General features: G+C 69.7%; 18 protein-coding genes and 2 tRNA genes. 13 read left to right on the top strand and 7 right to left on the bottom strand.

Features of this window, described 5'->3' with window-relative positions; all coding sequences use genetic code 11:
• The first annotated feature begins 6 nt into the window (after positions 1-6).
• Positions 7-960, top strand: a complete 954-nt coding sequence (locus tag ACSEEN_RS08475) for a prephenate dehydrogenase (RefSeq protein ID WP_247865840.1) — start codon at positions 7-9, stop codon at positions 958-960.
• Between the two features lie 17 nt (positions 961-977).
• Here the strand turns inward: ACSEEN_RS08475 and ACSEEN_RS08480 are convergent, their stop codons facing one another.
• Complete coding sequence (locus tag ACSEEN_RS08480; RefSeq protein WP_247865839.1) at positions 978-1,577, bottom strand: putative glycolipid-binding domain-containing protein; 600 nt, start codon at positions 1,575-1,577, stop codon at positions 978-980.
• Positions 1,578-1,596: 19 nt separating this feature from the next.
• Entirely contained in the window at positions 1,597-2,301 is a 705-nt protein-coding gene (locus ACSEEN_RS08485) for an MmpS family transport accessory protein (RefSeq protein ID WP_440712922.1), read from the bottom strand.
• Positions 2,302-2,393: 92 nt separating this feature from the next.
• On the opposite strand from ACSEEN_RS08485, the gene ACSEEN_RS08490 reads away from it, so the two are divergent.
• The 4 genes from ACSEEN_RS08490 (at position 2,394) to ACSEEN_RS08505 (ending at position 7,967) form a co-directional block, all read left to right on the top strand.
• Positions 2,394-2,993, top strand: coding sequence for a TetR/AcrR family transcriptional regulator (locus ACSEEN_RS08490; protein WP_247865836.1), 600 nt, complete (start codon positions 2,394-2,396; stop codon positions 2,991-2,993).
• A 139-nt stretch (positions 2,994-3,132) separates the two neighbouring features.
• Complete coding sequence (locus ACSEEN_RS08495; protein ID WP_440712923.1) at positions 3,133-6,171, top strand: MMPL family transporter; 3,039 nt, start codon at positions 3,133-3,135, stop codon at positions 6,169-6,171.
• Between the two features lie 79 nt (positions 6,172-6,250).
• Positions 6,251-7,159 carry a DNA-processing protein DprA gene (locus ACSEEN_RS08500; RefSeq protein WP_440712924.1) on the top strand — a complete coding sequence of 303 codons (909 nt, stop codon included), beginning with the start codon at positions 6,251-6,253 and terminating at the stop codon, positions 7,157-7,159.
• Between the two features lie 148 nt (positions 7,160-7,307).
• Positions 7,308-7,967 carry a phosphoribosyltransferase gene (locus ACSEEN_RS08505; protein WP_440712925.1) on the top strand — a complete coding sequence of 220 codons (660 nt, stop codon included), beginning with the start codon at positions 7,308-7,310 and terminating at the stop codon, positions 7,965-7,967.
• A 66-nt stretch (positions 7,968-8,033) separates the two neighbouring features.
• Here the strand turns inward: ACSEEN_RS08505 and ACSEEN_RS08510 are convergent, their stop codons facing one another.
• From ACSEEN_RS08510 to ACSEEN_RS08520, 3 genes are all read right to left on the bottom strand, one after another.
• Positions 8,034-12,968, bottom strand: a complete 4,935-nt coding sequence (locus tag ACSEEN_RS08510; RefSeq protein WP_440712926.1) for a DEAD/DEAH box helicase — start codon at positions 12,966-12,968, stop codon at positions 8,034-8,036.
• 294 nt (positions 12,969-13,262) lie between these two features.
• Positions 13,263-13,338 (bottom strand) — tRNA-Arg (locus ACSEEN_RS08515).
• 71 nt (positions 13,339-13,409) lie between these two features.
• Positions 13,410-13,498, bottom strand: a tRNA-Ser gene (locus tag ACSEEN_RS08520).
• Between the two features lie 117 nt (positions 13,499-13,615).
• Here ACSEEN_RS08520 and hisC point away from each other — a divergent pair.
• On the top strand, positions 13,616-14,674 hold the full coding sequence (hisC, locus tag ACSEEN_RS08525) for a histidinol-phosphate transaminase (RefSeq protein ID WP_440712927.1): 1,059 nt from the start codon (positions 13,616-13,618) through the stop codon (positions 14,672-14,674).
• Entirely contained in the window at positions 14,671-15,321 is a 651-nt protein-coding gene (locus ACSEEN_RS08530) for a TetR/AcrR family transcriptional regulator (RefSeq protein ID WP_440712928.1), read from the top strand. The genes hisC and ACSEEN_RS08530 overlap by 4 nt, the downstream gene beginning before the upstream one ends.
• A gap of 221 nt (positions 15,322-15,542) precedes the next feature.
• Here ACSEEN_RS08530 and ACSEEN_RS08535 read toward each other — a convergent pair whose 3' ends face one another.
• Positions 15,543-16,529: an alpha/beta hydrolase gene (locus tag ACSEEN_RS08535; protein ID WP_247865826.1), complete on the bottom strand. Its 987-nt coding sequence runs from the start codon at positions 16,527-16,529 to the stop codon at positions 15,543-15,545.
• A gap of 95 nt (positions 16,530-16,624) precedes the next feature.
• Between ACSEEN_RS08535 and ACSEEN_RS08540 the strand changes: the two genes are divergently transcribed.
• The 6 genes from ACSEEN_RS08540 to ACSEEN_RS08565 all read left to right on the top strand — a co-directional run bounded on the left by ACSEEN_RS08540 (position 16,625) and on the right by ACSEEN_RS08565 (position 25,157).
• The gene (locus ACSEEN_RS08540; protein ID WP_247865824.1) at positions 16,625-17,065 is read left to right on the top strand and encodes an acyl-CoA thioesterase; all 441 of its coding nucleotides are present in this window, start codon (positions 16,625-16,627) and stop codon (positions 17,063-17,065) included.
• A 100-nt stretch (positions 17,066-17,165) separates the two neighbouring features.
• Positions 17,166-17,405 (top strand): FeoA family protein, encoded by a 240-nt coding sequence (locus tag ACSEEN_RS08545; protein WP_247865822.1) that lies wholly within the window; start codon positions 17,166-17,168, stop codon positions 17,403-17,405.
• The gene (gene feoB, locus ACSEEN_RS08550) at positions 17,402-19,531 is read left to right on the top strand and encodes a ferrous iron transporter B (protein WP_440712929.1); all 2,130 of its coding nucleotides are present in this window, start codon (positions 17,402-17,404) and stop codon (positions 19,529-19,531) included. Before ACSEEN_RS08545 ends, feoB begins: the two co-directional genes overlap by 4 nt.
• Complete coding sequence (locus ACSEEN_RS08555) at positions 19,528-20,178, top strand: NifU family protein (protein WP_440712930.1); 651 nt, start codon at positions 19,528-19,530, stop codon at positions 20,176-20,178. Before feoB ends, ACSEEN_RS08555 begins: the two co-directional genes overlap by 4 nt.
• A gap of 1 nt (position 20,179) precedes the next feature.
• Positions 20,180-24,766, top strand: a complete 4,587-nt coding sequence (locus ACSEEN_RS08560) for a cation-translocating P-type ATPase (protein WP_440712931.1) — start codon at positions 20,180-20,182, stop codon at positions 24,764-24,766.
• Positions 24,756-25,157, top strand: a complete 402-nt coding sequence (locus ACSEEN_RS08565; protein ID WP_440712932.1) for a hypothetical protein — start codon at positions 24,756-24,758, stop codon at positions 25,155-25,157. Before ACSEEN_RS08560 ends, ACSEEN_RS08565 begins: the two co-directional genes overlap by 11 nt.
• Before the next feature lie 109 nt (positions 25,158-25,266).
• Here ACSEEN_RS08565 and ACSEEN_RS08570 read toward each other — a convergent pair whose 3' ends face one another.
• The gene (locus tag ACSEEN_RS08570) at positions 25,267-26,487 is read right to left on the bottom strand and encodes a hypothetical protein (RefSeq protein WP_440712933.1); all 1,221 of its coding nucleotides are present in this window, start codon (positions 26,485-26,487) and stop codon (positions 25,267-25,269) included.
• Positions 26,488-26,489 lie beyond the last annotated feature (2 nt).

The following is a 26,489-nucleotide window of genomic DNA, read 5'->3' on the forward strand; positions in this document are numbered from 1 at the left end:
GAATCCGTGGATCCCGACAACGCACGACCGGTCTGCATTCTGGGGCTCGGCCTGATCGGCGGCTCCCTGCTTCGGGTCCTCGCCGACGCCGGGCGAGCGGCCTACGGATACAACCGCTCCGCCGCGACCGTCGAACAGGCCACCGCGGCCGGATACGACGCCTCCGCCGACCTCGCCGCCGTCCTGCGCCGCGCCGCCGCGGACGACGCCGTGGTGGTGCTCGCGACCCCGGTTCCGGCGCTCGGCGCGATGGTCGCCGCGGTCGCCGAGCACGCACCCGGCTGCCTGCTCACCGACGTCGTCAGCGTCAAGGAAGAGGTGGCACGAATCGTCGCCGCCGGGCATCCCGGCGCCCGGTACGTCGGCGGCCACCCGATGGCCGGCACCGCCGAATCCGGTTGGGCCGCCACCGATCCCACGCTGTTCACCGGGGCGATGTGGATGGTCACCACGCACGACGACACCGACCCGCACGACTGGCTCGCCGTCGCCGGGATCGCCCGCGCCGCGGGGGCCCTGGTGGTGCCCGCCGCGAACGACGCGCACGACCGCGCCGTCGCCGCCATCTCGCACAATCCGCACCTGACGGCTGCGGTGACCGCGACGGTCGGCGCCGGCGAGAGCGCACTGGCGCTGCGGCTGGCCGCGGGCAGTTTTCGCGACGGCACCCGCGTCGCGGGCACCGCGCCGGAGTTGCAGCGCGCCATGCTGGAGGGCAACGCCACGGCGCTGCTGAACACGCTGAGCGAGACCATCGACCGCCTGATCGCCGCCCGCGACGCGCTGCGCGATCACGGCAGCGTGGAGGTGATCGTCGACGACGGCCACCGCGCCCGCGCCCGCTACGAGCAGATCGCGCTGGCGCCGCCGCACCCCATCGAGGGCGTCGTGATCGGCGACGAGGGCTGGGCACACGAACTACGGCGCCAGGCCCATCTGGCGCGCGTCTGGATGGACTGAGCCGCGCGCGCCGGGCGTCAGATCCGCTCGGCGATCCCGGTGAACGTGGTCACCAGCCCGGCCTCGTCGACCCGCAGATCCCAGGTGCCGCGCGCCGAGGTCAGCGTCGCCGCGCCGGCGGCGGTGCCGAGTCCGTCGAACGTGTACGACTTCTCGATCACATCGACGCTGCACCCGGGCAGGCTGAGCTCCACCACCGGAATGTCGACCACGCTCTGCCCACCGAGCAGGCCGAAGCGGCGGATCACCAGCGACTTGAGGAACGGCGAATGCCACAGGTCGACGGTGTCGGCGCCGCCGAAGTCGCTGTGCACCACGCTGTCCGGCGTCTGCACCATCCAGCGGCCGTCCATGTCCCGGCTGATGTCGAGCTGGGTCTCGCCGCTCGCGCGGAGCATCCGCACCGAGAGTCGCCGGGTGACGCCGCTGTCGTTCGTCACCAACTCGTACGACACCGAATACGCTTCGTGCTCGTCCGTGGCCGCGCTGATGATCCGGCCGTACGCGCGGATCCGCGCGTCGCTGATGTTCATCCGGACCTGCTCGATGCGCTCGGCGTCGGCGCCGCGCCAGGTGAGCATGGTCTTCACATCGTTCGACGGTTCGCGAGAAGTCACGCCTCTACGTTAGCCCCTGTCAGCCCTGACAGACGAGCAACCGCATACCACTGCCCCCGCCGCTGACCTGCTGGCTGGACACCAGCTTCCCGTCGACCGTGATCCGGCACGACGCGGCCTCGCCGTCACCGACGAGCACGGTGACCCGTGCGAGACCGGTCGTGACGGCCTGCACCGACCACGGACCGCCCGGTTTGGTGGTCACCTTGGTGATGTCGCCGTCGCGGTAGAGGACCGTCGACTGCGCCTGCGTGGTGACCTCGTAGAGGGTCGGCAGCGGCGGTCCGGAGGGCTGCGCCGGCGTGGTCCCGCCGGGCACCGGCGGCATCGGGAACGACGGGACGCCGCTCTGGTCGGGGTTCTGGTTGCCGTCGAGGTACGGGTCGTCGAGCGTCTGCGACTGCGGCGGGTCGGAGCGGACGGAGAGGTCGTCGCGGCCGCCGGACGACGCCAGTTTCAGCGCCCCCGCGACGATGAGGACCAGCACCAGCACGCTCGCCACCCCGGCGACGGTCCGCCACGCGGGATCCCGTTTGGGCGGAGGCGGCGGCCCCGGCCGCACCGGCGCCGGTTCCACCGGCACCTGTGCCGCCACCGTCGGCGGGGTGTACCCGTAGCGCGGGGTGCCGTCGTCGGCGAACCCGAGCGGCGGATAGGTCTGCCCGCGGGCGATCGGCTCCCGGTACGGCGGCGCTGAGCGCGGGGCGTGCGGAGACCGGGTCATGGCACCATTGTGCCGGAACCACCCCGCGCGCCATCGGCTGACGACGGCGGTGCCGCGGACGCGCGAGGCGGGTGAGTGAGGAGACGGCGGACATGGCGAGAGCTCGTTCCGGGTCCAAGGGCGTGCCGCGCGCGGAACGCGAGGCGCAGATCCTCGACGCGGCCGCCGCCGAGTTCGCCCGGCGCGGCTACGCCGCGACCACGCTGGCCGAGATCGCCGTTCACGCGGGCATCTCCAAGCCGCTCATCCACTCCTACTTCACCTCGAAGCAGGGCCTCTACTGCGCATGCTGCGACCGGGCCGGGCGGGAGCTGACCGAGCGGATCGCCGACGCCCTGGCCCAGGATCATTCGGCGATGGGCCGCGGCGCGGCGGTGCTGAACGCGGTGTTCACCGCGCTGGAGCCACGGCCGCACGACTGGAACGTGCTCTTCGACCGGACGCTGCCCGCCGGGAGCGAGGCGCTCGAGGTGGCCAAGAAGTACCGTCTCCAGCTGCTTCTGCAGGCCGCCGAAGGTATCGCGGCCTCGTTCGCCGACCGCCTGACCGAGCCGGGCGACCTCGACGCGCTGACGCGCGTCTGGTCAGCGGTGGTGTCGGCACTGGTGGACTGGTGGCTGCACAATCCCGGCGAGTCGGCCGCGGACATGGTCGCTCGCGGCGAACGACTTCTCGACGCTCTTTCCATGTGAGCTTCATCACTCCACCCTCCGGCTGACGAGCACCCCACTCGACCACGAACTCACATTGACCACCTCGCGAATATGACTTTAGGGTCAATTCGATTCGATGGCGGGCGTCTACCGCGTATCACGGCAAGAGGAGGCAGGCGTGGCCGGAACGGCACAGAGCACGTCCCTGACCCGGTTCGGCGGGTGGGTCCAGCGGCACGCCCGGTGGGTGGTGATCTTCTGGGTCGCCGCTGCGGGCCTGCTCAACGTGGCGGTGCCGCAGCTCGAACAGGTGGTCTCCGGCCATTCCGCCGATTTCCTGCCCCGCGATCTACCGGCCAACCAGAACCTGGAACGAATGGCGGACGAGTTCGGGGTGCCCCGGTCCAACGCCGTGAGCAGCGTGGTACTCGCGAATGAGAACGGTTTCAGCGCGGCCGACGAGAAGTACCTCGCGACGCTGACCGGCCGGCTGCTCGACGACCCCGAAAACGTCTCCTACCTGATCGACATGTACGGGAACCCGGTGACCCGCGACATCGCGATCAGCGAAGACGGCAAGGCGGTGACCCTGCTCATCGCCTCGGCGGGTTCGGTCGGCTCCACCAGAGCCCATCACGCGACCCAGGCGATCCGGGCGCAGATCGACGCGATCCCCCGGCCCGACGGGCTCGTGGTCCACTACAGCGGCCCCACCGCGATGCTGTCGGACCTCTTCGAGCAGATCGACGTCTCCCTGCTCATCATCACCGCGGTCTCGATCCTGTTGATCACCGTGCTGCTCTTCGCGGCCTACCGGGTCCTCGCCACCGCGATGATCCCGCTGATCACCATCGGCGTCACGCTGGCCGTGGTGCGGCCGGTGATCGCGCTCCTCGGCCAGTCCGGCACCCTGTCGATCTCCAACTTCACCATCGCGATCATGACCGCGCTGGTGCTCGGCGCCGGCACCGACTACGCCATATTCACCATCGCCGGCTACCACGAGGGGCGCAGGGCCGGACGGTCCGTCGCCGATTCCGTCGCCCGGAGTTCGGGCCGTACCGGGCCCATCCTGGTCGCCTCGGCACTGACCATCGCCGCCGCCTGCGGTTCCATGGTCTTCACCAAGATCGGCATGTTCACCACCGCGGGCCCGCCGACCGCGATCGCCGTACTGATCACCCTCTTCATCAGCCTCACCCTGCCGCTCGCGCTGCTCTCCCTCGCCGGCGCGCGCGGCTGGGCCGAGCCCCGGGCCTCCACCGAGCGGCGCTGGCGCCGCCGCGGCGCGCAGGTCATCCGGCACGCCGGGATCTACACCGCCGCCGCCCTGGTGTTCCTGCTCGGCACCGCGGCCATCACCACGACGTTCCGGATGAATTGGGACGAGTCGGCCATGCCGCGCGGCGCCACCGACGCCACCCGCGGCTACGACGTCGTCACCGCTCACTTCGGCCGCAACGAGATCGCGCCCGAGTTCGTCGTGGTGCGTTCCGACCACGATCTGCGCAACACCGCCGACCTGGCCGCACTCGAGGTCGCCTCGATCGCCGTCGCCAACATGCCCGAGGCGGCCGCGGTGTACGGACTCACCCGGCCCGACGGCAGCCCGCTGGCCGAAGCCGCCACCGGCTACCAGACCGGCATCGTGGGCGACGAACTCGCCGGCGCGCATCGACGGATGGTCGAGGCGACGCCAGAACTGCAGCGACTCGCTTCGGGCGTCGCGCAGTTGAGCGCGGGTGCCGACGAGGCGGTCCGCCGGATGCCCGAGATGGTGTCCGGCACCGAGCAGCTGGCCGCGATGGCCGGCGGCGTCCTCGATCGGCTCGACCGGCTCGATGCGGCCGCGCGTACCGCGACCGGCGGCCGAGGACTCGCCGACGGCATCCCCGCGCTGCGCCGGACGCTCGGCGAACTCCTGGATTCCGCGGAGACCCTGTCCCAGCAGACCCGGGCACTGACGGCCGTGCAGCAGGCCGATCGGCTCTTCGCTCCGTGGCGCAGTGCCACGCCCAGCGCCGCGTGCCGCGCGGACGCGTCGTGCCTGGCCGCCCGCGAGGCCTGGTCGGCGCTGAACCGGGCGACCGGCGGCCGGGCCGGCGCGGTCTTCGACGACATCGGCGCCCTCACCGCGAACCTGGAGAACGGGCGGCGCGCGCTGGCCGCCGGGATTCCCGCCGTGCGCCAGGCACTACCGCTGCTCGATCTGCTCGCGGACGGTTCCACCGACCGCCTGCGTGACGGTCTGACCCGGTTGAAGAGCGGTGTCGACGAGCTCTCCGGCGGGCTGAACGATCTGTCCGACGGCCTGCATCAGGCCCAGGCCGGCACCGACCAAACGGTGGCGATGACCGCCCAGCTCACCGCCGGTCTGCACCGGGCCGCCGATTACCTCCAGACGATGAGCGCGTCGACCAGGTCGGGTCCGGGCGCCGGTTTCTACCTGCCGCCGGAGGCCCTGAACGATCCCCGTTTCGTGGAGGGCGGCCGCCTGCTCATCACGCCGGACGGCAAGACCGCCCGGATGATGGTGATGTGGGGCGTGAACCCGTACAGCCAGGAGGCGATGCGGGCCAGCCGGGCGCTGCCCGGCGTGGTCGAACGCGCGCTGGCACCGACCACCCTGGCCGATGCGACGGCGTCGAACACCGGCCTGGCCTCGCTGTCCGCCGACATGCAGGATCAAGTGCGCCGCGACCTGCTGCTGTTCGGCACCGTGGCCGCGCTCGCCGTCCTGTTGATCCTCATGGTGCTGTTGCGCAGCCTCCTCGCGCCGATCCTGCTGGTCGCGACGGTGCTGCTCTCGTTCGCCTCGGCGGTCGGCGTCAGCGTGCTCGTGTGGCAGCACATCATCGGGATCGACCTGGACTGGTCGGTGATCCCGGTGTCGTTCATGGCGGTGATCGCCGTCGGCGCCGACTACTCGATGCTGTTCGCCTCGCGCATCCGGGAAGAGGCGGAGCACAACGGCATGGTGCGCGGCATCCTGCGGGCCTTCGGCAGCACCGGCGGGGTCATCACCACCGCGGGCATCGTCTTCGCGCTGACGATGTTCGCGCTGATGAGCGGTACGGTGCTGAACCTGGTGCAGATCGGTTTCACGATCGGTGTCGGCCTGCTGCTCGACATCGTGATCGTGCGGACCGTCCTGGTGCCCGCCATGATGGCGGTCCTCGGTGATCGGATGTGGTGGCCGGCGAAGCCGCGCCACTGATCACCGCTGTCGTAACCTGTCTGTCAGTGGCGGATGAGACCATGCCGGAAACGGTGAGGAACCGACAGGAGGTAACCCGATGAGTACCGCTCACGCCGACGAACAGCGGGTCGCCCTCGTGGCTCTCGTTCAGTCGCGGCCCGATGGCCTCTCCTACCCCGAGCTAACTGCCGAAATCATCGAGGCCGGCGACGCCCTGACCGTGTGGGAGCAGCACTACCCGACCGGCCTGTTCGACAACGCCGACGCCGAGAAGCTACTCGCCGAGGCGCGCGACACCCTGCGCGAGTGGGAGGCCGAGCCGTTCACGCTGCACACGCTGTTCGATGCGAGCTACCCCGAGCAGGTCCGATCGGTTCGACAGATGCCTCCGCTACTGTTCACGCAGGGTGAGGTCGTCGCCGCTGATCGCGCGGTTTCGGTTGTAGGTTCGCGTCGAGCGAGTGCTCGCGGACTGCAGTTCGCCGAGCGTGTCGCACAGTTGCTCACCGACTACCAACTGACCGTCGTCGCCGGACTCGCCGAGGGCATCGACACCGTGGCCCACACCGCCGCGCTGCGTGCGGGGGGGCGGACGGTCGCTGTTCTCGGAAACGGCCTCGACTACTTCTATCCGCGATCGAACCGCGACCTGCAGGCCGAGATCGGGCGGCGCGGAATGCTGCTGTCGCAGTTCACTCCCGGCTTCGCGCCGACCAAGTGGTCGTTTCCTGCTCGCAACGCGGTGATGAGCGCGTACGGCATCGCGACCGTGATCGCCGAGGCCGGCGAGCACAGCGGCACGCGGATTCAGGCTCGCGAGGCTGTCGCGCATGGTCGTGCGGTGGTGCTGAGCGAGGCCGTTGCGCTGGCGACGTCGTGGGGAGCCGAGCTCGTGGGTCAGCCAGGCGTCCATGTCGCTCGGACACCCGACGAGGCACTGCGGCATGTGGAGCAGATCGTCGAACTCGACGACCGGGTCACGGAACTGTTGGCGTCCGTTGGTTGATGCGACCACTGCCGCCACGCTGGCCGCGGTCGTCACGGGCAGAGTCGGCGGATTCCTGCGAAACGTATACGAGGTCGGCCATGCGGGAACGTGCGACGTCTGCCGGGGTCCGTCGGCTGGATCTGCTGTCTGCGGACAGTGCAGCAATGTGCGCGCCGAACTCAATGGCCTCACGTGCGACCACACGTTGATGCTCACATACGCGCAGGGCGATAACCGGCCGTACCTTCACCAATCTGCGCACCTTATGCAGACCTACAAGGCGACGCCGCAGGTGCAGCGCTCTGTCGCGGACCTAAGCCTGATCATAAACATCGGCACGCTTCTGCACGGTGACTGCATCCGGCAGGAACTGGGGCATCTGTGGGACTCGGTCACCTACGTGCCATCCTCGCGCGGACGCCAGGGCGATCATCCGGTTCGGCAACTTGCCACCGCGGTCAGTCAGGTCGTCGACCCGGCGGCCGTTCAGCGATTCCTCCTCGACCTCGGTCCCGGATACGTGCCTGGGTGCACGCGTGTCCGACGAGCAGACCGGTTCGCAGTCTCCGACGAGTGGCATAATGCGGTCGGCGGCAAACACGTCCTCGTCGTCGACGACACATGGACAACCGGAGCGAGCATTCAATCGGCAGCTGCTGCGCTGAAACTCGCAGGCGCACAGAGCGTTACCGGCCTGTGCGCTGCTCGGTGGTTGAAGTGGAGTTGGCCCGACCACGCCGCTCTGCTGAGGACGTGCACGTCGGACTACGACGCGCTGCGGTGCATGGTCCGCGAGAACCGCTGCCTGCTGGGCCATCCATCATGAGGTGTCCGGCGACGATGGTTCACACGTACGCGCACGTTGACGACGGCGCCTCCGGCTCACGATTGACTACAGGCCGGAGCGCTCCGACAGACCGTCGACAATCCGCATCGTCTCGACCGCGACTGTCGTCACGCGCTTGATCAGGTCCACGATGTACGTCGGGTCGTCGTGTTCGTCGCACCAGTCATTCGGGTCGTTGACGATCCCCGAAGCCTTGTCCGTCTTGACCTGGTAGCGGTCGATGAGCCACGCGAGGGCGGATCGGGAGCCGAGCATGTAGCGGTCGGCCTCCTCGGGTATTCCGGCAATGGTGACCTTCGGGCTGTAGACGATCTTGGTTCGGTCATCGACGTTCTTGCCGGTCTCCGAGTCCTTCTTCTTGGCCCATTTCATCTTCTGCACGCGCCACGTCTCCCGATCGGATGTGTCAACTCCGGGCTTCAACTGGACATCGAGCGGATACGGCTCGACGGTCTCGTAGTTCACGTGGAGATCGGCGAGGCGTCGGCCTGCATCGGTGAGTTGGTCGAACCGCTCTCGCGTCTCCGGGGTCGGGATGTGCGGGAGCATCTTCTTCAAGTCTGCGGCATAAGTGGTCCGGTAGTTCGGGTCGTGGAGCAGGCCGTAGACGTAGTAGAAGATGTCATCTTTGGTCACCTGCTCGCCGATGGCTTCGCGGTACTGGGCGAGGATCGCGTCGGTGATGTTGTCGATTCGCCGGTACCCGTACTCGTCAACGTCGGCGGAGTTGGGCGAGGTGAAGTTCAATTCACCGTCGGCGGCTTCGGCTTTCTCGTACGTCCAGCGGGAGAAGAGTTGCCCACTGGTCGAGCCCCAAAATGCGAGGTCAGGAGCGGCGTCAGTCATCAACGTCGAGAACGGCTTGTCCGATCCAGTGCCGACTACGTAGAAGCCGAGATTCATGTGGTACGAGGTCGGGAACATCGACGGCAATCGACTGCGCTCGTGGTTCAGGTGCCGGTCGTAGTAGACGTGCTGCTCGCTGAACGGACGGTAGGAACCAGACGCAACACCAGATTCGTGAAATCGGATTTCGGTTCCGCGCGCCAGGTGAGTGCGGAGACTTCGTGACCACTTGATGTAGCTCGGGTCTGCGACGGGTGGGTTCGCAGTGAGGTAGGCGGTGACAGCGGCTTCGTTGCGGCGGGCGATGCCGTTGGCTTGGCAGTAGTCGGCGAACGGTTCGTGCTGGGCCTGGTAGTTCGCAATCAGACGCTGCACATTTTCGATGAGCTTGGTTCGGGAGTAGTCGTAGACCCAGGCGTCGCGGTTCGTCTGTAACCCAGCGGAGAAGACGGAGAACACGGTCGGTGCGTTGTTTGCTTCCTTGTCCCCGATGACGGGCCAAGTGACGAAGTCGTCGCTACGCTGCTCAGTCCAGTCTCCGTGACTGTTGGGGGTGATTGTCTGCCACTCCATCGAAGGCAGCATGCTCCTGGCGATGATCCCGAGCTTGTCCTCACGGGACAGGAAGTCCCCGACATCGTGATAGAGGATTTCAGAGGGTCCAGCGTGGGTCGGGTCCTTGACACCGATCATGATTGCGATAGTCGCCTGTGACCCGGCTCCGAATATCTGTCCTCCCTCTTCTTTCCAGTTGGACTTTCGCATGTTCCCGCGCAGATTGAACACGTAGATTCTGGCGAACTCGTCGGCGAGGGACAGTCGAATCCCGGCGGCGGAGTTGCCGTCGATCCACCCTCCGTTCGATACGTACCCGACCACACCGGAGTCCCCGATCCGGTCGGACGCCCAGCGGAGGGCGCGGTACTCGGAAGCGTAGAGGCTGTTCTTGTTCTTGCCGGTGGAGTGCTTGACGTACGTCTGTGCGATCCGTCCGTCCAGCGTGGGGTAGGCGAGGTTCGCGTTGAGGTCGTTCGCCGAGGTCTGCCCTTTTGAGTACGGCGGGTTGCCGACGATCACGTTGATCGGGACGGCGAGCTGTTTGATGATCCGGTCGTTGTTCTGGGGGAACATGGCCGCGTCCATCGTGTCACCGTCTTCGGTGATCTGGAACGTGTCAGCCAGGACGATGCCCTCGAACGGCGTGTACTCGGTCGCGTCGGTGACCGCGTGGTAGGTGGTTTCGATGTTCACCGCGGCGATGTAGTAGGCGAGCAGCATGATCTCGTTCGCGTGCAGCTCGCTCGCGTACTTGCGGGCCAGGTCCGACGGTGCGATGAGTCCGGATTGCAGAAGCCGCGTCATAAAGGTGCCGGTGCCGGCGAACGGGTCGAGGATGTGGACGCCCTCGTCGGTGAGGCCCCTGCCGAAGGCGTCGCGGGAGGCTTGGTCGGCGGCGCGGAGGATGAAGTCGACGATCTCGACCGGGGTGTAGACGATCCCGAGGGCTTCGGATTGCTTGCGGAACCCGATGCGGAAGAACTTCTCGTACAGGTCGGCGATCACCTGCTGCTTGCCCTCCGCCGTCGTCACCTCGGCTGCTCGCACCCGGACGGAGTCGTAGAAGCCTTCCAGGTGCGCGGTCTCGGCTTCGAGCCCCGCGCCGCCGAGCCGGTCGACCATCGCCTGCATGACGATGGCGACGGGGTTGTGGGAGGCGAAGTCGTGGTCGGCGAACAGGGCGTCGAAGACCGGTTTGGTGATCAGGTGCTGGGCGAGCATGGACACGGCGTCGTCGCGGCTGATCGAGTCGTTGAGATTGTCTCGCAGGCCGGTCAGGAACTCGTCGAACGCGGTGGTCACAGAAGGGTCCGCAGCGGCGAGGGTGGCGTTGATCCGGGTGGTCAGCGCGGCGGCGATGTCGGCGACATCGGCCGCCCAGTCCTCCCAGTACGCGCGGGTACCGACCTTGTCGACGATCTTGGCGTAGATCGCCTCCTGCCACTCCGACAACGAGAACAGCGCCATCTGCGTCGCCATCGCCCCGTCGCCGGTGGCCTCGGCCTCGCCGCTGGCCGTCTCCCCGTCGGGGGTCAAGGTCTCGTCGGTATCGGTGGGGCCGACGTGACCGCCCAGCAGCCGGTCGCTGCCCTTCCCGGCCTTCTGGTCGGTCTTGGCGTTGAGGGCGATAGAGTTGACCATCGCGTTGAAGCGGTCGTCGTGAGCGCGCAGGGCGTTGAGGACCTGCCACACCACCTTGAAGCGGACGTTGTCGTTCAGCGCCGCAGCGGGGCTGGTGCCAGCGGGCACCGCGACCGGCAGGATGATGTAGCCGTAGTTCTTGCCGTCGGCCTTGCGCATCACGCGTCCGACGGACTGCACCACGTCGACCACCGAGTTGCGCGGGTTCAGGAACATCACCGCGTCCAGCGCGGGCACGTCCACACCCTCGGACAGGCAGCGGGCATTGGTCAGAATCCGGCACTCGGACTCCGGGACGGGCGCCTTGAGCCAGGCGAGTTCCCGGTTCCGTTCCAGCGCGTTGAAGGTCCCGTCCACATGGCGCACGGCGCACGTCAGGTCGAGGTTGGTTGCGTCGACTCGTTGTCCGTCGTTCTCGTCCTCGGAGAGCAGTTCGCGGTACGAGTCGACGACGGCGGGGAACACCTCGGCGACCTGTTTGGACGCGGCGATGTCCTTGGCGAACGCCACCGCGCGCCGCATGGGCGGCTCACCAGGCTCGAAGCCGGTACCGTCCGGCGACTCGCCTGCCCGCTTGGCGAGGGCGTTCCAGCAGCCGACGATCTTGGAGGCGTCGTCCAGGCGCAGCTCGCCGACCTCCCCTGCGAGCTGTCCTTGCAGGGTTGAAGCCATGACGGATTCGTCAACGGTCAGGACGATCACCTTGTAGTCGGTGAGCAGACCCCGGTCCACGGCCTCACCGAACGAGAGGCGGTGGAACTCGGGACCGTAGGTGTGCTCGTCGTCCATCGACGTGATCTCGGCGGAGTGCTCGTCGGCCTTCGCCTTGACGTTGTCGTCGAAGATTCGCGGGGTCGCCGTCATGTAGAGGCGGCGGGTGGCTTTAAGGTAGTCCGGGTCGTGGACCTTCACGAAGTTCGACTCGTCGTCGCCGAACAGCGTGACCCCGGTGGTGCGGTGAGCCTCGTCGCAAATCACCAGATCGAACGGTTCCAAGCCTCGCTTCTGAGCTTCGGCTACCACCGGGAGTGACTGGTAGGTGGTGAAGACCACCGTCAGTCCCTTGGCGCGCTTGCGGTACTCCGTCTCGGCGTACAGCTTGTTCGCGTCGGTGGTCACCGGGATCGCCACGTCGTAGCTGCTGATGTCTTCGGCGGTCTTGGACACCTTGCGGTCCGAACAGACGGCGAACGCCCGCATGTCGAGCGTGCACTGGGCTGTCCACTCCCGCAGCGTCTGGGAAAGCAGCGAGATCGACGGGACCGCGAACAGAATCCGGGCACTGCCACCGTTCTCCACGGCGGTGCGTTCGGCGATCTTCAATGCGGTGAACGTCTTACCTGTACCGCAGGCCATGATCAGCTTGCCGCGATCTACTCCGGTGTCGAACCCGGCGAAGACGGCGTCGATGGCCTCTTGCTGGTGCAGGCGCGGCTCGTGCTTGACGGCCTTAGTGAGGCTGACCTCGAAGTCGTCGCCCGGGTAGACGATGTCCCAGTTGATCGGCGACTCGGCGATCTCCGCCAAGCCGATCCGCTGGACCGGGATCAGCTGGTCGGCCAGCGCCTCCTCAGCGTTCGACCCCCAGCGGTCGGTGGTGGAGATGATCAGCCGATTGCTGAACGGCTTCTTCCCCGACGCGGTGAAGAATGAGTCGATGTCACCCTTCGAGAGGGTTGTGGTCGGCTCATAGAACTTGCACTGGATCGCGGTGTAGTCGCCCGTGTCGCGCTTGCGAGCAACCAGGTCGATCCCGGTGTCCGGCTTGCCGTCGCGACCCGGCCAGTCGATCCAGCGCCACACCTGGTCGTACTCCTGCGACAGGGTGGGGTCGAGCTGGAAGTAGCGGACCATCAACTCCTCGAACTTAGTGCCACGCTCAGAGTTCGACGGAGCCCGCCGAAACGCCTCAATCACCTCATGCACTGACGCCACGCCGCGCCCCTTCGCTACTCGGCCCCGGAAGAACTCCCGAGCAAGACCACCACGGGCCATCATGTCAGCAGAGCCCGCCATCGACACAGGGGACGTGTCAGTCGCCAGCCCAGGTTCCTGTCACGACTCGGCGGTACTGCGGCAGGTTCGCGAGGCCCGCACCGCCCCGATCCACGGGCCCCGTTCACGACGGAGGCACGTTCACGCCCGAGACAGCACGAGCCAACGGCAACTGGGCACCGCGCAACGCGAGAGGCCCTTCCCGGTATCCCGGAAAGGGCCTCTCGCCTCACTTGGTGCGCCCGTAGGGATTCGAACCCCAAACCTTCTGATCCGTAGTCAGATGCTCTATCCGTTGAGCTACGGGCGCTGGTACGCAGAACGACTGTACAGGAAGTACATGTTCCGACGCTATTCGGTTGTCCGGGCGGGCCCGGTCAGCGGAGACGAGAGGATTTGAACCTCCGGTCCCTTTTTCAAGAGACAACTCATTAGCAGTGAGTCCCATTCGGCCGCTCTGGCACGTCTCCCGGTCTCAAGTCCTTGCGAACTCGCCGGAAACAGAGACTACACAGGGCCCGCGCGCGGAGGCAAATCACGACGGCCCGCCGTGATCGGCACGGGCGAAGCGCCTACATTGGAATGTCGTGACACTCCGTATCCGCCCCGATCTCGACTCCCTGCCCGCCTACGTGCCGGGCAAGACTTTCCCGGGCGCGCTGAAGCTCGCGAGCAACGAAGTGACCGAGCCGCCGCTCCCCGCGGTGGCGGCCGCGATCGCCGAGGCGGCGGCGGGCGTCAACCGCTATCCGGACAACGGCGCGGTGGCCCTCACCGACGACCTGGCGAAGACGCTCGGGGTGACGCCGGCCGAGGTCATCACCGGCTGCGGCTCGGTCACGCTGTGCCAGAACCTGATCACCATCACCAGCGGGCCGGGCGACGAGGTGCTGTTCGGCTGGCGCAGCTTCGAGACGTACCCGCTGGCCACGCGCGTCGCGGGCGCCACGCCCGTCCAGGCGCCGCTGACCGGCGACGCCGTCTACGACCTGGCGGCGATGGCCGCGGCGATCACCGAGCGCACCCGGCTGATCTTCGTCTGCAACCCGAACAACCCGACCGGGACCGTCGTGCGCGCCGACGACCTGCGCACCTTCCTAGAAGCGGTGCCCGCCGACCTCATCGTCGCCCTCGACGAGGCCTACATCGAATACACCCGGAACGACGACGCGCACGCCGTCGACGCCCTCGAACTGCGCAGGGAGTTCCCCAATCTGGTGGTGCTGCGCACCTTCTCCAAGGCCTACGGGCTGGCCGGGCTGCGGGTCGGCTACGCCGTCGCCGCGCCGGAGGTGATCACCGCGCTCGGCAAGGTGCATCTGCCGTTCTCGGTGAACAGCATCGCCCAGGCCGCCGCGCGGGCGGCCCTGCGCGCACAGGATCAGCTGCTGGCCCGCACCGACCAGGTGGCCGCCGAACGCACCCGCGTCACCGCGGCCCTGCGCGACGCCGGCTACCGGGTGCCCGACTCGCAGACCAATTTCGTCTGGCTCGACCTCGGCGACGAGGCGGCGCCGTTCGCGGAGGCAGCGACCCGGGCCGGCGTGATCGTGCGGCCGTTCGCCGGCGAGGGCGTCCGCGTCACCGTCACCGTCCCGGCCGAGAACGACGTCTTCCTCGACTTCGCACGCGGGTACCGCGCATGAACCCCGGCCTGGAGGTCCCCGACGCCACGAACAAGCGCCGCCGCGGCAACACCCGCCGGCGCCTGCTCGACGCCGCCTACGAGGTGTACGCCGAGATCGGCTTCGGCCATACGACGGTCGAGAAGGTCGTCGAACGCGCCGGGTTCACCCGCGGCGCCTTCTACTCCAACTTCGACTCGCTGGAAGAACTGTTCCTGGCGATGTGGTCGGAGCGTTCGACGGCGATGATCGCCGACATCCGGGCCGCCCTCGACCGGTTGCAGAACGACGGCGTGGTGGACCTCAGCGCGATCGTGCACGGGATCATCGACGCCCTGCCCCTCGACGCGCGCTGGTGGGGCATCACCGCCGAGGTCAACGCGCACGCCCTGCGCACCCCGGAACTGCGGCAGACCATCGCACTGCGCGAAGCCGCGATCGGCGACATGCTGCTCCCGATCGCCGTCGATCTGCTCGCCAGCATCGGCCGGACCATCCCGGACGCGCCGGCCTTCATCCAGGCGCTGATCGCGGTGTACGACGGCACCGCGATCCAGGTGCTGATCGAGCCCGAGAATCCGGTCGCGCTCGCCCGACGGCAGTTGCTCTTCGAGCAGGTCGTGCGGGCCTACACGGTGCCGGACGACGAAGCGGCCCGCGGCGAGTAGTTCGCGGAGGCAGGGGCCGACGGCCACCTTCGGCTCGAGGGCTCCTTCGTCGCCCGCGACTCAGGGACCGATCGGGGGCGGAACCGGCCCGATCGGAAGTCGACCAGCACCGCGAGCGACCCGTTCAGACGTCGACCGGCTCAGCGGTCGACCGGCTCAGGGATCGACCGGCCCAGGGAGAGATCGCGTCGAAGAGGAGAGATCGCGTCGACGAGCGGCGGTCAGGCGATCGACGGGGCCAGCACGGCCCAGGCGTTCGGCAGGTCCTGCTTCCAGTACACCCAGTTGTGGGTGCCGATCAGCCGGAAGCCCGGGGTGAACTGAATCCCCGCCGAACTCAGCTGCGCGGCGAACTCCAGCGAGCAGCGGTAGGCCGCGGCCTCCAGCGCCGAACCGGCGGCGATCTGCGCGTCCTCCGGGCCGTCCTTGGGATCGCGCTTCTGGGTGAGGTCGGCCGGGCCGATGGCTCCCGAGCCGGCGCTGAGGTAGATGGCCTTGCCGCGCAACGCATCCAGGTGCAGCGACGGGTCGTGCGCACGCCACCGCGGGGAGCCGGGGGCGCCCCACATGTTGGAGGCGTCACCGCCGGACTTGGCGACGGTCGTGCGGACGTAGGCCTCGTTGGCCGGGCCGGACACCGGCGGGCAGCCGCTGAGCGAGGCGGCGCCGTTGTACAGCTCGGGGTGGCGGGCGGCGAGCGCGAACGCCGACTGGCCGCCCATCGACAGACCCATGACGGCGTTGCGGCCGTTGGACCCGAACTGCGCGGCGATCACCGGCGGCAGTTCCTCGGTCAGAAAGGTCTCCCACTGCGGCTTGCCGAGCTTGCTGTCCTTGCGGATCCAGTTGGTGTAGAACGACCCGCCGCCACCGGCAGGCAGCACCACGTTGACGTTCCGGCCGGCGAAGAACTGCGCCGCGCCGCCCTTGGTGATCCAGTCGCTGACCTTGGTGCCGGCGTCGGCGCCGTCGAGCATGTAGAGGGTGCCGCGCGGCGCGGAGCCACCGGGCGACAGGACGGTGACCGGCACGCTGGTGCCCATCGCCTTGCTCTTGATGTTCAGGTCGGTCCGATGAATGCTGCGCTGAACCTTCTTGACGACGGTGGCACCGGGCGCCGCACCTGCCGGTGCTTCGACCAACGCGGACGCGGACACGATCAGGAGACTGAGGGCGGCCAGGGTCGAGACGAATCGGCGCGAGGTCATGGTTGCAAACGGTACCGACCAAAAGTTGCGGTTCGGTAACTTCCGCCTGTGAGACCACTGAGGAAACAGTGAAGACCTGGGGTTACACTTCGGCCATGCCCGATGCGCAAAACTCCTACGCGTTCGTCGCGCACATCCCGGTGCGCTGGTCGGACATGGATGCCTTCGGCCACATCAACCACGCCCGGATGGTCACCCTCATGGAGGAGGCGCGCATCCAGTGGCTCCTGTCCGCGGGCGAGGAGTACGCGCCGCTGATCAAGAGCGCGATGATCGTGCACGTCGAGATCCGCTACCGGGCGCAGCTGCGGCACGACGACTCGCCGCTGTCGATCGCCATGTGGATCAAGGGTCACCGCAGCGTCGACTTCACCATCGGCTACGAGATCCGTGGCGCGACCGCCGCGTTCGACGAGAAGCCGGCCTGCGTCGCCAGCACCCAGATGGCCGTCGTCGACATCGAGGCCCACACTCTGCGCCGGCTGACCGACACCGAGAAGGGCTACCTCGCCGCCTGGGGGCGCAACGGGAGCTGACCCGCGAAGCTTAAGGAACGTTGAGACGGATCGGGTATTTCAGCAGGTCAGGGACCTTGTTCCCTGTGACAGTCAGGGCAGGCTTGGTTAACCTGGGGGTATGACTCCCCTGTCCGATGTCGCCGTCGGGGCGACCGCCACAGTCCGTGATTTCAGCGACGACTGCCCCGAACCCGTGCGCCGGCGGCTGGCCAGTCTCGGCTTCGCGGGTGAGACGCCGATCGCCAAGGTGCGCCGCGCACCGCTCGGCGATCCGAGCATCTACCGGGTGATGGGGTACCAGGTCTGCCTGCGCGATCGCGAAGCCCGGTACATCCAGTGCGAGGTGGCCGGCGAATGAGCGACTGCTGCAGCCCGGGCGGCGGCCTGTCCGGAGACGCCGACCCCGGACACGTGCACGACCCGTCGTGCGCCCATCACGGCACCGGTATCCCCGAACCCGGCGCGGACGACACCCGTGCCCGGATAGCGCTGATCGGCAGTCCCAACGCCGGCAAGACCTCGATCTTCAACGCGCTCACCGGCCTGCGCCTCAAGACCGGCAACTACCCGGGCGTCACCGTCACCCGCTCGGTCGGCCGGGTCCGGATTCGCGCCGCCGAGCCGGCCTCCGCCCTCGTCACCGCCGGACCAGCCGCCGCGCCGGTCAAGAAGAAGCACCAGCACGCCTACCTCGAAGACCTGCCCGGCACCTACAGCCTCACCCCGATCTCGCCCGACGAGCAGGTGGTCGCGGATCTGCTGACCGACGGGCTGAAGGGCGTACGACGGCCCGACGCGGCGCTGGTCGTGGTCGACGCCACCGTCCTGGAGCGTTCGCTCGCACTCGTCGCGGAGACACTCAACCTGGGCATTCCGGTGGCCGTGGCGCTGTCCATGTGCGACGAGATGGAGCGGCGCAACGGGCACGTCGACCCGGCCGCGCTGGAAGAGGCGCTCGGTGTCCCGGTCCGCGCCGTCATCGGGACGAAGCCGTCGACGCTCGAGCCGGTGCGCCGGCTGCTCGCCGACCCCGCCGCCTGGCCGCGGCCGGTGGTGCCACCGCCCGCCGAACCCGGACGTGAACGCGCCGACTGGATCGCTTCGGCGCTCGCCGAATCCGGGTACCGGACCCCGCGCGAGCACTCGATCACCACCGCCGTCGACCGCCTGCTGCTGCACCCGGCGTGGGGCACCCTGGTGTTCCTCGCCGTGATGTTCGCCTTCTTCCAGGTGATCTTCACCCTCGCCGCCCCGCTGCAGGACTACATCGAGACGTTCTTCGGCTGGCTCGGCACCCTGGTGACCGACCATGTCTCCCAGCCGTTGCTCGCCGACTTCCTGGGCACCGCGCTGATCGGCGGTGTCGGCGGTGTCCTGGTCTTCGTGCCGCAGATCATGCTGATGTTCCTGCTGATCTCACTGCTGGAGAACGTCGGCTACATGTCGCGGGCGGCGTTCCTCACCGACCGCGTGATGAGCCGCGCCGGGCTGGAGGGCCGCGCCTTCGTGGCGATGCTGAGTTCGTTCGCCTGCGCGGTGCCCGGCATCATGGCCACCCGGACCATTCCCTCGTCGCGCGACCGGATCGCGACGACCATCACCGCCCCGCTGATGACCTGCTCGGCGCGCATCCCGGTGTTCGTCCTGCTGATCGGCATGGTGATCTCCAAGGACGCGCGGTTCGGGCCGTTCAACGCCCAGGGCACCGCGATGTTCGGGCTGTATCTGCTCGGTGGACTCTCGGCGATGATCGCGGCCGCGATCTTCAAGCGGACCAAGTCGCTGCGCAGCGACCTGATGCCCTTCTACATGGAGATGCCGCCCTACCGTCTGCCCGGCATCCGCACCGTGCTGTTGACCATGTGGGACTCGTCCAAGCAGTTCCTGCAGAAGGTCGGCAAGATCATCCTGGCCACGTCGATCGTGCTGTGGATACTGATGTCGCTGCCCGCCCACACCGAGCAGGCCGATGCCGCCCGCGACACCGCGACGGCCGCGGCGCTGGCGCACGGCGCCACCCCGGACGCCGCGGCCGCGCAAGGCGAGGCGGCGGCCCGCTCGTTCGTCCTCGACCACAGCATCGCCGCGTCGATCGGCAAGGCGGTGGAACCGGTCTTCCGTCCGCTGGGCTTCGACTGGCGCATCGACATCGGCATCCTGGGATCGTTCGCCGCGCGCGAGGTGGTGGTCTCCACCCTCGGGCAGATCGCCGCCGCGGAGGACCCGGAGAATCCGGCGGACGCGCTCAAATCGATGCGGTACACGCACGGCCCGAACAAGGGCGAGATCGTCTTCTCCCCGCCGACCGTCGTCGCCATGCTGCTGTTCTTCGTCTACGCGTTGCAGTGCATGTCGACCCTCGGCGCGATCCGCCGCGAGACCAACTCGTGGAAGTGGCCGGCCATCTCCTGGACGTACATGTTCGTGCTCGCCTGGGTCGCGGCGTATCTGGGTCACACCATCACCGCCGCGGTCACCGGGTGAGCGCGCCCACCCCGGTCCACCTGCATCCGGAGGCCGCCGCCGACGGCGACCCGGCGGTGATCGGCTGGCGGATCGGACCCGGCCTGGTGCGGTTCACCGGCGACGTCCCCGCCGGCGAAGCACCGCCGCCGGTCCGGGCGCTGTTCGACGACGCCGTGCTCACCGCCGTGCACGTGTCGCCGGGCCGGATCGAGACCCGGCTCGCTCCGGGCCGAACCGCCGCCGGTGACGGGGCGCGGATCCGCTCCGCCCTGTACGCGGTGCTCGCCGCGGAGGGCGGCTGGCGCCGCGACGGCGCCGACGAGGAGGGCCCCGCCGTCCGGGCCGCCGCCGACCGGGAGATCGCCGAGCGGGTCCGCGCCGTCCTGGACGGCGACTTCGGCGACTACACCGCGTCGCACGGCGGGAGCGTCGACCTCGTCGGGGTGACCGACGGCGTCGTGAACGTCGTGCTGGGCGGCCAGTGCCACGGGTGTGCGGCCGCCGACAACACGGTGCGCCAGAACCTCGAGGGCCGGCTGCGGGTGATCCCCGGATTCCGCGGGATCGCGGTCGCCGGTGACCGCAACTGCGCCACATCGGACAATCGTCGGGTATCACTGAAACTGCGGCGCCTGCGGCGCAACCCGGACGGAAACGGAGCCTGAGATGACCTTTCTCGCCCTCGACCGGGCCTTTCCGGCCTTGGTGAGTGCGCCCGTGCGGCTCGGTGGCTCGGCCGTCGCGCTGCCCGGGCGGATGGTCTCGGCCGCGGCCGGGGTCGCGCGGGCCACCGCGGGCGCGGTCGGCGAGGCGATCGGCGGAACGCCGGTGCGCCGCGTCAGCCGTTCCGGGCCGACCTACTGGATCGAGGTCCGCGGCCTTGATCTCGCCTACGACCGGCTCGCCGCCGCGCTGCGCCGCCGGCTCGAGCCGCTGCCCGGCGTCACCGCGGTCACCGTCAACGGCCCCCTCGCCCGCGTCCTGGTCACCGTCGACGACGACGGCCCCGGTGCGCGCGAACTCTGCGCGGCCGTCGCGACCGCCGAGGACGCCGTCGCCCGGCAGGTCGACGGCGTCGGCGTCGCCGTCGTCGCGCCCGCACCGCTGCCCGGCGACGATGCCGGGCTGGTCTCCGCCGCCCTCGGCACCGGGATCACCGGCGCCGCGGTGGCCGCCGCGACAATCGGCTCCGTCCTCGGCGCGATCCTGCCGCTCCGCGGTCTTGGGCTGCTCACCGCACCGGTCTCGGTCGCCGCCTTCCACCCCACCGTCCGCGCCTTCCTGGCCGACCGCATCGGTCCCCAGGGCACCGATCTGCTCCTCCGCTCGGCCTCCGGTGCCGCCGGCGCGCTCGGCGGCCGCCCGCTCGGGGCCGTGGTGAACACCGGGCTGGGTGTCGTGGAGACCGTGGAAGCACTGACGGCGCGGCGCCGGTGGGACACCGTCGGCCCGCAGCTCGCGAAGGCCGCCACGGCCGCCGGCGACACCGCGCCGCCGCCCGGCTCCGGGCCGGCTCCGGTACCGCAGTACGGGCGGCGCTACGAACGATTGTCGGCCAACAGCGGGCTGGCCGCCGCCGCGGTGATCGGGGCGGCCGGCACCGGGCGCCAGGCCGCGGAGATGGCGCTGGTCGGCGCCCCCAAGGCCGCCCGCACCGTGCGCGAGACCTTCGCCGCACGACTGGCCCGCGGCCTGCAGCAGCGCCACGGCGCCGTCGTGCTGAATCCCCGTCCACTGCGCGGCCTCGCCGAGATCGACACCCTGCTGATCGACCCGCGCGCGCTCTTCACCGATCGCCTGCGGATCATCCGGGTGAGCGGCGTCGACGCGACCGTCCGCGCCGAGGTCTGGCATCGCGCCGAACGCGCCCTGGCGGCCGGCGAGCTGACCCGCGGACGGGGCATCGTCCACACCCCCGACGGCGACGCCGAGGTGCTCGTCGCACCCGTGCGGCAGCCGCTCGCCCCGGCGCTGCTGATGGCGGCCCGTCGTGCCGGACTGCGCGTGCACTCGGTGACCGACGACGGCTACGGATCGCTCCACCACGCCTTCGATCACCTCTATCCGGCCGGCGACGACATCGACGCGGACCTCGCCCGGGCGGCGCGGGAACTCGGCGACGAGGGACATCGCGTCGCCCTGCTCGGCCGCTCGGGTACGCAGGCCCCGCTCGCGTCCGCACTGAGCATCGGGCTGCTCGGCGGGCCGGACATCTCCTGGACGTCCGACATCCTGGTACCCGGCCTCGACGGCGCGTGGCGGCTGCTGGCCGCCGTGCCCGAGGCCGTGGCGGCGGCCGAGCGCGGGATGTCGTTGTCGGTCGGCGGCAGCGCGCTCGGCGCGCTGATGGTGATCCCGAACGTGCCCGGCAACGGCCCCGGCTACGTCGACCTGCACGCGATGTACGGCTTCCGCTCGGGCACCAGGATCGGCGCGCGTGCGCTCGCCCACCCGGTACCGGCCGGCACCACCGACGACGACTGGCATGCCATGCCGATCTCCGAGGTCGCGCGCCGGCTGCCGCCGCCCGAGCGCGACGACGAGTCGTCGCCGAGCGGTCTGCGGGCGCTCACCGACCGCCGGGAGGTGGCGATCCCGCGCGCCGCGCTGGCCCGGGCGCGCGGCTACCTCGGTGAGTTCACCGCGACCATGCGCGACGACCTGAACGACCCGATCACCCCGATCCTCACCACCGGCGCCGCGGCCAGCGCGCTGCTCGGCTCTCCGCTCGACGCCGCCATGGTCGGCGGCGTCCTGGCCCTGAACACGGCGATCTCGGCGCAGCAGTCGCTGCACGCCGAGCGGCTGCTGGCCCGGATGCTGAAAGAACAGGACCCGCTGGCCCGGCGGATCAGCGGGATCTCCGACCACACCGAGTACGCCGAGGTCCGCGCCTCCCGGCTGCTGCCCGGCGACATCATCGAGGTCCGTTCCGGCGAGGTGGTCCCGGCCGACGGGCGGATCATCGACGCCGACAACGCCGAGGTCGACGAATCGTCGCTCACCGGCGAGTCGTTGCCGGTCACCAAGAACACCGACGACACCCCCGGCGCCCCGCTCGCCGAACGGACCGGGATGCTCTACGCCGGGACCACGATGGTCGCCGGCAAAGCGCGCGCCATCGTCACCGCGGTGGGCGCGTCGACCGAGGCCAGCCGCGCCCTGGCACTGTCGCCGCGCCAGGCCAAGGAGGTGGGTCTGGCCGCGCAGCTCGGCGACATCACGCGCCGGGCGCTGCCGTGGAGTTTCGCCGGCGGCGCGGCGATCGGCGCGCTGTCGCTGCTGCGCCGTCGTCCGATCCGCGAGGTGGCCTCCGGGGCGGTCTCGATCGCGGTGGCCGCGGTCCCCGAGGGGCTGCCGCTGGTGGTCACCCTGGCCCAGTCGGCGTCGGCACGGCGTCTCACCGGCTCCTCGGTGCTGGTCCGCAATCCGCGCGCGATCGAGGCGTTCGCCCGGCTCAAGGCCGTCTGCTTCGACAAGACCGGCACGCTGAGCGAGAACCGGCTGCGCGTCGACACCGTCGTCGGGCTGGCCGGACACGACGACGCCGACGTCCTCGCGGTGGCCGGCGAGACCATGCTGGTGCGCCGCGACGGCAGCGTCGAACATGCCACCGATGCGGCGATCCATGCCGCGGCCGGCGACGCCGACATCACCTTCGCCCGGCCCGACGTGCTGCTCCCGTTCCAGTCCGAGCGGCCGTACGCGGCCGCCCTGGTCGGCCGCACGCTCATGGTCAAGGGCGCGCCGGAGGCCGTCCTGGGCGCGCTGAAGCCCGCGCAGCAGGAGCTGCTGCGCGACGCGCTCGGCGAACTGGCCGCGCGCGGTCTGCGCGTGCTGGCCGTCGCCGAACGGCAGGTCACGCCGCGGCAGGCCGCACTCGCCGCCGACGATGCCGCGGCCCTGGAGAAGCCGGCGACGGCCGCGCTGAATCTGGTCGGGGTGATCGGCCTGTCCGACACCCCGCGACCGGCCGCCCGGCCGCTCATCGAGGCGCTGCGCGGCCGCGGCATCCAGGTGCGCATCATCACCGGTGACCACCCCGTCACCGCGGCCGCGGTCGCCGGTGAACTGGGCCTGGAGGTGGCCGCCGAGGAGGTGATGACCGGCGAGACCTGGGACGGCTTCACCGCGGACCAGCGGATCGCCGCCGCCCGCACCCACGTGGTCTTCGCCCGGATGTCGCCCGAGCACAAGGTGCAGGTGGTGCAGGCCCTCGAGGAGGCCGGGCTGGTCACCGCGATGGTCGGCGACGGCGCCAACGACGCCGCCGCGATCCGCGCCGCGTCGGTCGGCATCGGCGTCGCCTCCGGGGGCAGTGACCCGGCTCGTATCGCCGCGGACGTGATGCTTCTCGACGGGGACATCAGCGGCATCATCGACGCGCTCGACGAGGGCGAACAGCTGTGGCGCCGGGTGCTCTCGGCGATCTCGGTGCTCCTCGGCCACAGTGTCGGCGAGCTGGCCTTCGGACTGATCACCACCCTGCTGACCGGCAAACCCGCCCTCAACGCACGGCAGATGATGCTGGTCAACATGCTGACCGACGCGCTGCCCGCGGCGGCGCTCGCGGTCAGCCCGCAACGCGACCCGGACGTGCGGGGCGCTCACGACGAGTCGACCATCTACCGGGCGGTCGCCGTGCGCGCGACCTTCACCACGCTCGGCGCCACCCTCGCGTGGGCGCTGGCGAGCATGAGCGGCCGGCAGCGGCGGGCGTCGACCGTCGGGCTGGTCGGGCTGGTCGCCTCGCAGATGCTGGAGATGCTGGTCGATTCCGACGGGCCGCTGGTGATCGCCACGAATGTCGGAACGTTCGCGCTGATGGGCGTGATCGTCACCGTTCCGGGGCTCAGCCACCTGTTCGGCTGCGCGCCGATCGGTCCGATGGGCTGGTCGCAGGCGCTGCTCGGGGCCGCCGTCGCGGCGGCCGTCGCCAAGCTGCTCCCGGACGCGTTCGACGCACTGGCCGACGCGCTGTCGGGAATCGGGGACGAGGAACCGGGCGCGAGCGAAGGCGGGGAATCGTCCCCGGGTGTCGACGGGAGTTCCCCGAGCGTCGACGGACGGCCCGTGCGCGGGGCCGAGGGGCGGTCCCCGAGCGGAGTCGAAGGGTCAGTCGTCGATGACGAGGACGCCGGCCCGGACCAGGACGGTGTAGAGGTGCTCGACGGCCGGCGTGAAGAACCGCACTCCGGCGTGGACGAGGGCGTCCGGGCCGAGGGAGCGAGCGAAGTCGGTCATGACAGATAAGCCTAGCCATACCTCGGGCGGTGTCAACGGTTTCCTCGCCGAACATCGCGAACTGAGTGCTTTGGTCCGTGATGCCCGGAAGTTCTCCGTGCGGCTGCCGGTGATCGGCAAGGTCGGCGTCCCGCAGCCGCGCGATCTGGCGATGTACGCCGTGCTCGGCGGCCTCGCCGTCGCCGGAGTGCTGGAGTGGCCCGCGGCGATCGGGCTGGCGATCGGGGTGACCGTCGCCGAACAGGGCTTCAGCAATCTGCGCAAGACCGAGCCGGAACGACGCACCCGTCCGGCGCCGGTGACCGTCGACGGCGAGGTGCTCGCCGCGCGGCCCGCACCCCTCACCAAGCGTTCCGCCCGCGGCCCGTCGCCGCGCCCCTACCCGCGGCGCCGCCGGTAGCGTCGCGCGCCGGTGATCTCGTCGTCGCCCACTCGGCCGAGCGGGCGAGAACGAAGAGAGCGGGCGTCGCCCACTGAATCAGTGGGCGCGTCCCGAACCGAAACGGCCGTCAGCGCTCGGGCTCGTAGCGCTCCGGCAGTTCCCGGTACTGCTGGTGCGGCAGGATCCGGGAGATGTTGCCCTGCAACACGTCCCGATAGACCCGGAGCTGTTCCTCCCCCGCGCGGACCTGTTCGGAGAGGCGGCGGGTGTTGTCGGCGGAGAGTTCGCGGTCGCCGGAGCGGGCCAGCAGGTGGTCGATCCGGGCGTCGAGGGTGGAGGCGCGGTCGTATTCGTCGAGGATCCGGAGTTCGACGGCCGCCGACTCCACGGTCTGCGCGATCTCGACCAGGGCCTGCACACGCTCCAGGAGTTCGGTCCAGACCGGCCGGAGAGTGGACTCCCGCTGATCCAGGTGGTCGGCGAAGCCCTGGTCGAAGCCGCCGCTCGCGCGGGCCCGGTCGAGGTCGACACGCAGGCCGCGGAGCGTGACGATGTCGGCGGCGATCTCGGCGAGCTCGGCGTGCAGATTCACCTGGGTGCGCTGCATCTCGAAGAAGTCCGAGCGCCACGCCGGGCTGCGCTGGATGCGGTCGTAGAAGTGGCCGGCGATGAACTGCAGCGTCTCGTAGCCGTCGCTGAAGCCGGACCCGCCGCGCCCGGACACCGTCGCGCTGCCCGGCGACGAGCCGAGGGCTTCGTCGATCCACTCCTGGACGCTGCTGGCCGCGCCGCGGCCGGCGAGACCGCCGACGAAGCCGGCGATCCGGTCGACCGCGGCGCTGCCCGCCCGACGCACACCTCCGCCGGACGGCAGATCGGCGGTCGGGGTGACGAGGAGACCGTTGAACAGGCGCTCACGCTCCTCGATCTCCAGGTACAGGTTCTCGCGGCGTTCCCGGCGGATGGCGCGGGTGCTGGTGGCGAACACGCCCTTGCCGATCACCACGACGCGGCGGGCGTCCTCCCGATTGCGCAGCATCCCGGCGAGCCGGGTGCGCAGCACCGTCGCCACCACGTTCGGCATCACCCCGGTCGACAGCTGCTGCTCGATGTAGGTGATCGAGTGCTGGAGGCGACGCAGGTTGACGTACGGGTACGGCAGGCGCGGCAACGGAAGGCCTGCCGACATGCGGCGCACCATCAGCGCGCGCCCGGCCGGCGAGATGTGTCCGGCGGCGATCAGCAGCGCCGCGTCGTCGGACAGCGGCGGCGGATCGCCGGGGATGCGCGAATCCTGCGTCCACCGCCGCAGATCGGCCGTGGTCACCGGAACGCTCGCAGAGGTCATGA

Origin of the sequence: Gordonia marina, assembly GCF_052036135.1 — a bacterium.
Classification (GTDB): Bacteria; Actinomycetota; Actinomycetes; order Mycobacteriales; family Mycobacteriaceae; genus Gordonia.